The sequence below is a fragment of the Marisediminitalea sp. genome (assembly GCF_984433645.1).
The window spans coordinates 22002-30582 of sequence record NZ_CFIDRX010000031.1 but is presented as its reverse complement, the minus strand read 5'-3'; the positions used below and the strand labels follow the sequence as shown (position 1 = coordinate 30582).

Sequence of the window (8581 nt, the reverse complement as noted above, 5' to 3'; positions counted from 1 at the left end):
CTAAGTTATTATCTCAACAGCGACAATAAGATAGCTGAAAAGGCGCTAACTTTACTGGCTGGAGACGAAGATGGGTTAGGCAGAGCCTATATTTGGAATACGTTTAGATTAAATTCAGAGGGGCAGTATTATCACGGTGGTGGAACTTTCGGCACGTCAGCCTGGATATCCATTTATCCCAAAGAAGGACTAGGTATATTCCTCGTTACACCCTATGTATCTGAAACCGCACAAGAGCAGCTAAATATAACGGCCAATACAATCATCGAAAAATATCGTCAGAAGTGAACTAGTACAGCTTAATCAGTTGATGTTGCTCCAATGATATCCAACAAATTTTCGTTGCTCACTGTTTGTTCAAAGCGGCGGACTTTCACCTTATTTTCACCCGACTTGGTTTATTGTTGACTGCATACCATTTTTTAACTGAATGGCACTCGCCTCGAAATAACGCCCTATGCTAACTAAAAGCTATTTAACAGACCGCCTTATTCACTGGGTATCCGCTATTTTGCTGATATTTATGCTCATGAACCTTTCCACGCAACTTCATAATATAAATTGGGACATTAAAGGCCAGTTGCTGCATCGTCAGGATGCCGTCGAAGCGCATGCTGAGGTTGGTCTGTTACTTATCGCCCTCACTATCGCAAGGTTATTGTTTACCTGGTTAAATAAAGCCAAATTAAAACGAATGGCACCGCGATCAAAAAAGCATGCGCTAATGATCAAAGGTACACATATTGCTCTCTATGTCTGCCTGATTGGTCTGGCAATTACCGGATTAGCCATGATTAACCATTACGAAATCCCGTTAACGGTACTTGGCGTTGAACTGCCACCAGAAATAGTCGCCTTCTATGATTTTTTCCCCAAGGTTCACCAAATTCATATGTTACTCAAACAGGCAATTTGGTGGCTACTGGGTATCCATATTGTCGGCGTGGTAATGGCCAGACGCTAAAAGCCGACTTAGCAGCAATAGACTTTATTACTCTCCTACAAGTGGTTTGGCTTTGCACAATGCCACGTGTTACGGTGACTGTTTTTCAGGATCGCACATCCATGATATCAGCTGCACAGGACGCATTATGAATAATAAAAAAGTTGCCATTATTACCGGGAGTGGTCGAGGTATTGGTGCGGCAACAGCAAAGCTGTTTGCCACGAACGGATATGCCGTGTGCGTCAATTACAAGTCGAATGCTAGTGCCGCCAATGCGGTGGCAGAAGAGATCAAGGCTTCAGGTGGCACGTGTATAGCGGTTCAGGCTGACGTTTCGCAAGAAGATGATGTTACCCGGTTGTTCGATACTGTTGACCATCAACTCGGTGTCGTTTCTGTTCTGGTGAACAATGCGGGCATACTAAGACAACAAATGCGCCTGGAGGACATGAGCGCAGACAGAATAAATGCCATCCTCATGAATAACGTTACCGGGTATTTTCTGTGTTGTCGTGAAGCTGTGAAGCGGATGTCTACGCGCCATGGCGGAGTAGGGGGCGTTATCGTCAACGTGTCTTCCGGCGCTGCCCGCACTGGCTCTCCCAATGAATACATTGATTACGCTGCATCAAAAGGCGCTATTGATACCTTAACAAAAGGGTTGTCTGTTGAAGTAGCAGCAGAAAACATCAGAGTGAATTGTGTTCGGCCGGGGTTGATTCATACCGATATGCACGCAGACGGCGGCGAGCCAGAACGCGTAGAAAGACTAAAAAGCAAAATTCCAATGCAGCGTGGTGGCCAGCCTATCGAAGTCGCAGAAGCAATATACTGGCTGGCCTCTGATCAATCTTCCTTTGCAACCGGTAACTTTTTGGATTTAACCGGGGGCTTGTGAAGGCTGGTTGAATCTTTCTGTGTTTGGGTCGTTGAGGCTTCAAAATCCAGCGTCACCGAATCAACCGTTTCACAGCCTCCAGGGTATCGGCTTCGCTGGCAGGTTTATCCCAGCGGATGCGGTGCACCCGGGGAAAGCGCAGGGCTACGCCGGATTTGTGGCGGCTTGATGGATGCACTGCGTCGAAGGCCACTTCCAAAACCAGGGCTTTCTCGACTTCACGTACCGGCCCGAATCGCCCGGTTGCGTGTCGCCGTATCCAGTTGTCGAGCTTTTTCAATTCTTCGTCTGTGAAGCCAGAATAGGCTTTGCCAATGGGCAGTAATTTGTCGCCTTCCCACACGCCAAACGTATAGTCGGAGTAAAAGCTTGAACGTTTGCCGTGACCGCGCTGGGCGTACATGATTACCGCATCGGCTAACAGTGCTTCGCGTTTCCATTTAAACCACTGGCCAACGGGTCTGCCCGCAGTGTAGGGGCTAGCCAGGCGCTTTAGCATTAAGCCTTCAACGGAAGGATCGTCTGCGGCTTGCCGATACGCTGCTTCGAGCTGCTCTGCATCGTGTATCGCCAACATCGGTGACAGCTGAAAAGCCGGTTGTTGATTGTTGGCTATCCATTTTTCCAGATACTCACGTCTCACATCGAGGGAATGTCGGGTAACGTCTGATTGCTGGTATTTCAAAATGTCGTATAGCATGACGCCAGCAGGGTGCGATGCAAGCAATGCTTTGGTGGGCTTCTTGCGGTTGAGCCGCTGTTGCAACGCGTTAAAGCTATCGATATTACCGTTTTTCATGATCAGTAATTCACCGTCTACCACGCCATGAAAATGCAGTTGTTCCAACACATCGGGAAAGGCGTGACTGATATCATCGCCGGTGCGGCTGTATATGGCTTTTCCATTAGCATTGCACACCAGCTGTACGCGAATGCCGTCATATTTGTGCTCAATTTGCCATTCGCCAGGTTGGGCTTTAATAGCCTCAAGGTCATCATCTTGTGCCGGGTGAGAAAGCATCACAGGGTGAAACGTCACTGCATTGGATATATCGGGTTTAGCTTGTTTGCCGTCCAGCCACGCAAACAATTCAGCGTAGGGAGGAGCAAGGGCGTGCCACAGTTGTTCGATATCTTCGACCGGCACCTGGCCATAGGTCGCCAGGACTTTCTTCACACTGCGTGCCGACATACCGACGCGCAGTCCCCGTGTGCCTAATTTGAGAAGCGCCCATCGTTGCGGTGGCGTCATAATCGACAGGTAGTCGGCAAGCTGTGCGCTAACTTTTTGTTTAGACACCTGTTGGAAGGCGGTTACCAGTTCGTTCAGTGTCGGCAACGTTGCAGGTTGCTCGGTAGCATCAGGCCATAGGTGCGCGACCGTTTCACTGACTTCACCCACGTAGTCATAACTCATCGCGAACAGGTCCGGGTCAACCCGGCTCAGCATAAGTTGTTTTACGGTATGTCGTTTAAAAAACTCAAAGCGTAGCGTGCCGGCCAGCGCAGCAATGGCCCAACCGCGATCCGGGTCGGGTGTATTCTTTAAGTATGCCAGTAGCAACCACTGTTTCTCATTGCTGGCTGTGGTGTAGTAGAGGTTTTCGAGTAACTCACTGAATGCTTGCATGGCTAATCCTGCGTATCGGATTCGTAACCCACCATACTCAAAGCCTGAGCTGTTCGGCCTTGCTGTGTTAACGCATGCAACAGCGCATCTTCACGGCCATGGGTGATCCACACTTCATTCGGGTTAACCTCTTCAATGGTGTCGAGTAGTGCTTGCCAGTCACAGTGGTCCGACACAACCAACGGAAGCTCAACCTGCCTTTGTTTAGCTCTGGCGCGAATTTGCATCCAGCCTGACGCCATGGCTCGCCTCACATTAGGCAGGGTGCGTGACCAGCGGTCGCTCAATGCAGAAGGCGGGGCCAGCACAATATTGCCAGCCAGTGATTGCTTGTCGCTCACCTCTGCGACGTCAATTAACTCACCCAGCTCAATGCCCTGGCGTTCATATAAATCACACAGTTTACGCTGTGCGCCATGCAGGTAAATGGGCGAGGTATAGCCTATCGCCCGCAATGCCAGTATGACCCGTTGACATTTACCCAAGGCATAAACACCAACAAGGTGACAACGTTCCGGAAAAACAGCTAATGAATCCAGCAGTTTAGCCATTTCCTGCTCGATAGAAGGATGCTTAAACACCGGCAGAGCGAAGGTGGCTTCGGTGATAAATACATCACAAGGCACGGGTTCAAACGGGAGGCAGGTAGGATCTGATTGTCGCTTATAATCGCCGGATATCACCACCCGGGTGCCCCGATAGCAAAGCAGGATTTGCGCTGAACCCAAAATGTGGCCTGCTGGATAAAACACACAAGTAACCGGGTCGTTCGGTGAACCCAGCGTAATTTGTTCGTGGTAGTTTACTGCTTGCGTCGACCCAGCCATGTCTTCACCATAGCGGGTTTGCATAATAGCCAGCGTACTTGCTGTGGCGGTTACCGATTGATGCCCGCCAATGGCATGGTCAGCGTGCGCGTGGGTAATTAATGCATGCTCTACGGGGTGAAGCGGGTCGATGTAACAGTCGGCAGGTTCACAATAGAGTCCTTGTGGTTGTTTGTGTAACCACTGTGAAGCGTCCAAAGTAAAATATCTCCCGGTCAGGCGTTAGCGTTTTGATGTCGTCTATAAACATTTATACGCCTGAGGTGATATTTGGATTGCCCCCGTTAGTAACCGCCTTTCACGATGTAATATTCGCCGTTGTAAGTCAGTGAAACGTGCAGCGCAGAGACTTCCTTAGCGGTCTTTCTGCCAATTTTTTTGTCAGCCTCCAGACAGCGATTCTTCAGGTAAGCCATGCCGTCAGCAAACGGTGCTTCAAACAACACATTTTGTGAAAACCGGTAGCACTTTTCGTTGTCGTCGTAATTCAGCAGCGATTTCATGGGGAAGTCACCATGAGTGCGCCCAATGGTTGGCAGACTGTCATTGTTGCAGCCAGCAAGTGTAAAAATAAATATGTAAAAAACAGCGGTGCGAAGCAGAGTCATGTGTTGGTTACTTTACTGATAAATACGGCCTGCCTGTATCATACCAAGCAATCAGCGATTTTGCGCGGTTGCCGAAATTGCCGCGCTAACCACGCAGATAAATTTGCTTGCATAGTTTTAGAAGTGGTTTAGTATGAATTTTGTACAGCAGCATAGTACTAAAGTATTATCCTGATAATAACAATAAATAAGGATGTTTTATGACTACATCTACTAACCGACTTTGCGTGATCTCTGTTTCTGACTATGAAGCAGGGGAGCAAAAAACCTGGCAAGACGAACTGGCGCTGTTAGAGGCGTTATCAAACCAGGATATCGACGAAGATTTCGACGTGGTACTGGTTGAAAGTACGCAGGTGAAGGATCAGCCTGTGCCCGATCAGCTCTACCTGTATATTCCTCAGTTAAAAATCCTGTATTACGATTCCATACAGTCAGCGGTGTTGAAGGATTATGGTGTCAGTCAGTGTCCTCATGAATATATTGCTGTGCTCGAATCTGATTGTACGCCCACGCATAACTGGTTACGCGAATTAATGACGGGGTTAACGTCTGGTGATTACGCGGCTGCCAGCGGTAGAACCTACTACGGTGAAAACAGCAGTTACCGCCGGGCTTGCAACCTATTGCACCGGGCGTGGGACGATCCCGGTCGCTCAGGACAAACCGACAAAGTGTCGAATAACGGGGCTATTTACCATCGAGAGATACTGCAGGCTTTTCCATACCCGCATGCAGCCACCCCGTTTTTATCGGCAGAATTGCGTAACGATAGGATTAGAGAGGCGGGAAACGTATTTTATATGGCACGCGAAGGCGCAATGCAGCACGCCATTGGTGGCCTGGCGTTTCTGTGGGATTTGCAGCGTAATAAAGGGCATCAGTGCATGTCAGTCAGCGCGCATAAGAGTCTGTCGTTGTTAATGAGAGAAAAACTGAAACTGGATTGGTTCCACGCTAAGCGCATTGGTAAACAGTACCTACGCTGGTATGACTGGCCGTTGTTTGTGTTTCTGTCATGTTATGAGGTCGTGCCGCATTTGGTGGGGGCGCGCTATGCCAGAGAAGAAGTCGAAGTCATTCCGGGTTCTTCGTATCGATAACTATTCTGATAGTGAAATTGAAAAAAGCGCAACTTATCAATATGTTTGGTAATCTTTTCATGCGCGTCAGGCGTATTAAAAACTTACTTAACTTCGCTTAACTTCAATGTCATGTCACTAACGCCAGAGTTCGAAAAGTGGTTCAGCCAACAAGGCTGGACCTTTCGAAGCTACCAATCTGAGATATTCGACAAGGCGTTGCTCCAACAGTCTGTGCTACTGATTGCGCCAACCGGCGCAGGTAAAACCCTGTCAGGGTTCTTACCCGTATTACATCAGTTGAGAAATGTAGACAGTGAGTATTTACATACGCTGTATATTTCGCCACTTAAAGCCCTGACACAAGATATTCATCGAAACCTGTTACGGCCCATTGAAGAAATAGACCTGCCAATCAAAGTGGAAACGCGCACCGGTGACACGCCGTCACACAAGCGGCAACGGCAACGCAAAAAGCCGCCGCATATACTGTTAACCACACCCGAATCACTGATGTTAATGCTGTCGTATGCCGATGCGCCGCAGATCTTTGGCAAACTAAAAACGGTGATCATTGACGAAGTACACAGCCTGACGGGCAACAAACGCGGTGATTTTACTGCGCTTGCGCTGGCCAGACTGGAAACACTGGCACCGGGCTTTTTGCGCATTGGTTTGTCTGCCACGGTGGCTGAACCTGCATTAATTGCCAGTTGGCTGGGGCCTACCGGAGACCCTGTCAATATTGTGAAAGTAGAAGAGCAGCAACGCCCCGATATTCAGTTGTTGGAGTCTGACCAACGCATGCCCTTCGGCGGCTTTATGGCTAAATACGCAGTAGGGGATATCTACAAGGCGATATGCGATGCCCAGACCACCCTGGTGTTTGTGAATACCCGTGCACAGGCCGAGTTGCTATTTCAGTTGTTGTGGTCTGAAAACAGTCAGGCATTGCCCATCGCGCTGTATCATGGTTCGTTAAGCAAAGAGCAACGGCGCAAAACCGAAGTCATGATGGCCAGTGGCATGCTGCGCGCCATTGTCACGACCTCGGCACTCGAGTTAGGCATTGACTGGGGGAATGTTGACCGGGTTATTCAGGTGGGCGCGCCCAAGGGTGTAAGCCGCTTATTGCAGCGAATCGGGCGGGCAAACCACCGTTTTGAGGAGCCGAGCAAAGCGTTACTCGTGCCCGCCAATCGGTTTGAGGCACTGGAATGCCAGGCTGCCATGACAGCCATTGAAAAAGGCGAGCGCGATGGTGACATGCTGCACGCTGGCGCGCTGGATATTTTGCCGCAGTTTATTCTGAATTGCCTTTGCTCGCAGCCTGCCACCAGAGAGGAAATTTACCAACAGGTACTCAACGCGTTCCCTTATCAGAGTGTGTCGGACGACGAGTTTAATCAGCTATGGCAGTTTACCGTGGATGGAGGCTATGCCTTGCAGGCATACGAACGCTATCAGCGTTTAGTTGAACTGGACGATGGGACATACAAACCAGCGAATCAACGGGTCATCCAGCGGCACCGGCAAAACATCGGCACCATCGTGGAAGCCGGTAAGTTGAAAGTCAAACGCATCCGGCGCGGTAATCAGGGCAAAATTATTGGTGAAGTCGAAGAGTATTTTGCCCAACAACTCACGCCCGGTGACACCTTTCTGTTTGCCGGAGAAATGCTGAAGTTTGAAGCCATCCGCGACATGCAGGTGCATGCTAAACCGGCCAAAGGCAAAGACCCCAAAATCCCCAGTTATGTGGGTGGGCAGCTACCGCTCTCCACGCACCTTGCAGATGGTGTGAGGGCTCTCCTCAATACCCCCAAAGCGTGGCGAACCCTGCCCAAACAAGTAAGGGAGTGGCTGGACCTGCAACGTGCATTTTCTGTGATCCCCAGCCCACAAACCGTGTTGATTGAGCAATTCCCTTACCGGCAGGCGTTCAGTACTCTGTATTATACCTTCGAGGGGCGCAAAGCGAATCAGACGCTGGGGATGCTGTTAACCCGCCGCATGGAAAAGATGGGTCTGAAGCCCCTGAGTTTCAGTGTTACGGATTATGGACTATCCATTAGCGCACTCAATGCGGTGGAGTCATCCCATATTGAACGTTTGTTTCAGCCGGATGTACTGGGCGACGAACTGGAAGACTGGATGCTCAATGCGCCCATGCTAAAACGCTCTTTCCGGCAGGTTGCGATTGTGAGCGGGCTTACGGAGCAGCGCTATCACAGTACGCATAAAACCATGAAGCAGGTGACGTTTTCGACCGACCTGATTTACGATACCCTGCGGGAATATGAACCTGATCATATTTTGCTGAAAGTAGCCCGCGATGACGCTGAGCGCGAGTTGCTGGATCTACGCCGTTTGGCAGACATGCTAATTCGCTTTGTCGGCAAGACCGAGTTTGTTAACTTGCCCCGGGTGTCGCCCATGGCCATTCCTATTGTGCTCGACGTACGCAGCGAGCAAATAAAAGGAGCGGGTGAGCAGGCGCTGCTGGATCAGGCGGCATTGTATGCCGAGGCTGAGTCCATGCTGGATGAAGTCAGAGCGTTATTGGCGAGTGGTCACAATACGCAGTAAG

General features: G+C 49.7%; 7 protein-coding genes and 1 pseudogene. 5 read left to right on the top strand and 3 right to left on the bottom strand.

Features of this window, described 5'->3' with window-relative positions; all coding sequences use genetic code 11:
- From AC4MRN_RS06315 to AC4MRN_RS06305, 3 genes and pseudogenes are all read left to right on the top strand, one after another.
- Positions 1-288, top strand: a pseudogene (locus AC4MRN_RS06315) (serine hydrolase domain-containing protein); the annotation flags it as partial.
- A gap of 169 nt (positions 289-457) precedes the next feature.
- Complete coding sequence (locus tag AC4MRN_RS06310) at positions 458-964, top strand: cytochrome b/b6 domain-containing protein (RefSeq protein ID WP_490711426.1); 507 nt, start codon at positions 458-460, stop codon at positions 962-964.
- Positions 965-1091: 127 nt separating this feature from the next.
- Positions 1092-1844 (top strand): SDR family oxidoreductase, encoded by a 753-nt coding sequence (locus AC4MRN_RS06305; protein WP_491202795.1) that lies wholly within the window; start codon positions 1092-1094, stop codon positions 1842-1844.
- 52 nt (positions 1845-1896) lie between these two features.
- Here AC4MRN_RS06305 and AC4MRN_RS06300 read toward each other — a convergent pair whose 3' ends face one another.
- From AC4MRN_RS06300 to AC4MRN_RS06290, 3 genes are all read right to left on the bottom strand, one after another.
- Positions 1897-3474 (bottom strand): cisplatin damage response ATP-dependent DNA ligase, encoded by a 1578-nt coding sequence (locus tag AC4MRN_RS06300; protein ID WP_491202794.1) that lies wholly within the window; start codon positions 3472-3474, stop codon positions 1897-1899.
- 2 nt (positions 3475-3476) lie between these two features.
- On the bottom strand, positions 3477-4499 hold the full coding sequence (locus AC4MRN_RS06295) for a ligase-associated DNA damage response exonuclease (RefSeq protein WP_370166036.1): 1023 nt from the start codon (positions 4497-4499) through the stop codon (positions 3477-3479).
- Positions 4500-4585: 86 nt separating this feature from the next.
- Positions 4586-4909 carry a prefoldin domain-containing protein gene (locus tag AC4MRN_RS06290; RefSeq protein WP_073316636.1) on the bottom strand — a complete coding sequence of 108 codons (324 nt, stop codon included), beginning with the start codon at positions 4907-4909 and terminating at the stop codon, positions 4586-4588.
- Between the two features lie 200 nt (positions 4910-5109).
- Between AC4MRN_RS06290 and AC4MRN_RS06285 the strand changes: the two genes are divergently transcribed.
- Both AC4MRN_RS06285 and AC4MRN_RS06280 read left to right on the top strand, forming a co-directional pair.
- Positions 5110-6012: a glycosyltransferase gene (locus AC4MRN_RS06285; protein ID WP_491202793.1), complete on the top strand. Its 903-nt coding sequence runs from the start codon at positions 5110-5112 to the stop codon at positions 6010-6012.
- A 111-nt stretch (positions 6013-6123) separates the two neighbouring features.
- Entirely contained in the window at positions 6124-8580 is a 2457-nt protein-coding gene (locus tag AC4MRN_RS06280; RefSeq protein WP_491202792.1) for a ligase-associated DNA damage response DEXH box helicase, read from the top strand.
- Position 8581: the final 1 nt, after the last annotated feature.